Source organism: Frankia sp. AiPa1 (assembly GCF_023243075.1).
Taxonomy (GTDB): domain Bacteria; phylum Actinomycetota; class Actinomycetes; order Frankiales; family Frankiaceae; genus Frankia.
Window position 1 is genome coordinate 1 of record NZ_JALKFZ020000013.1, and the last position, 1,246, is coordinate 1,246.

Annotated in this window: 1 protein-coding gene; it reads right to left on the reverse strand. The window is 63.5% G+C overall.

Annotated elements, in window-relative coordinates:
• Positions 1–77 precede the first annotated feature (77 nt).
• A partial coding sequence (locus MXD95_RS04030) for an IS256 family transposase (protein ID WP_250639161.1) occupies positions 78–1,246 on the reverse strand: 1,169 nt, incomplete at its 5' end.

Below are 1,246 nucleotides of genomic sequence, written 5' to 3' on the forward strand. Positions count from 1 at the left end.
GAGCCTGTCATGATTTCCGTGTATGCCGGAGGTGGACGGCCTACATGCGTTTTCTCGTGATGTGCCTGGTCAGGCTATCAGAAGGGGAGTCGTCCGGGGAAGAGGTTCGCGAGCGTGTTGAGGGCGATTTTCCAGCCGTGTGTTCCGGTGCCGGACTCGCCGCCTCGATGGCTGGAGATGTTGCGGATCCCGAGGTAGAGAAGTTTCATGGCCGCGTCCTTGTCGGTGAAGTGGCCGCGGTTCTTGGTGATTTTCCGGAGCTGGAAGTTCATCGATTCGATGGCGTTGGTCGTGTAGACGATTTTCCGGAGTTCCGGCGGATAGTCGAGGAACGGGATGAACTCGGTCCAGGCGTGTCGCCAGACCTCGACCGCTCCGGGGTACTGGCGGCCGAACTTCGTGTCGAACGCGGCCAGGCCGAGTTCGGCGGCTTCCAGGGTCGCCGCGGTGTAGATGTCTTTCATGGCCCTGACGAGGGCTTTCCGGTCGCCGTAGGAGACAAACCGCATCGCATTACGGATGACGTGGACGACGCAGGTCTGGACGACGGTGTCGGGGAACACCGCGACGGCGGCCTCGGGCAGGCCGGACAGGCCGTCGCAGCACAGGATCAGCACGTCGCGTACCCCGCGGTTACGGAGGTCCGTGAGGACCTTCTGCCAGAACCGGGCCCCTTCACTGTCCTTGATCCAGCAGCCCAGGGCGTGTTTACGGCCGTCGACGTCGATCCCGACGGCCAGGTAGGCGACCTTCGTCGTGACCACGCCGTTGTCCTTGACCCGGATCCGGAGCCCGTCGACGTAGAGGATCGGGTAGACCTCGTCCAGGGGACGGGACTGCCAGGCCTTGATCTCGTCGACGACGACGTCGGTCACGTTCGAGATCAGTTCCCGTGACGCCGCGACACCGTACACCTCCCGCAGATGCGCCTCGATATCACGGGTCGTCATCCCACGCGAATACAACGACAGAATCGTGTCGTCGAGGTTCCCGAGGCGGCGGACGCGTTTCGGGACGATCGCCGGCTCGAACGAGCCGTTCCGGTCACGAGGTATCTCAAGCTCGACCGGCCCGTTGCGGGTGGACACCGTCTTCGTCGACGTCCCGTTCCGCGAGTTCCCCGTGCCCTGACCTGAGGGGTCGCCTTTCTCGTAGCCGAGATGGCCGCTCATCTCGACCTGCAGGGCCCGTTCCAGGACAGCCTTCGTCATCTGGTTCAACAGGCCATCAACACCATCGATCGGGG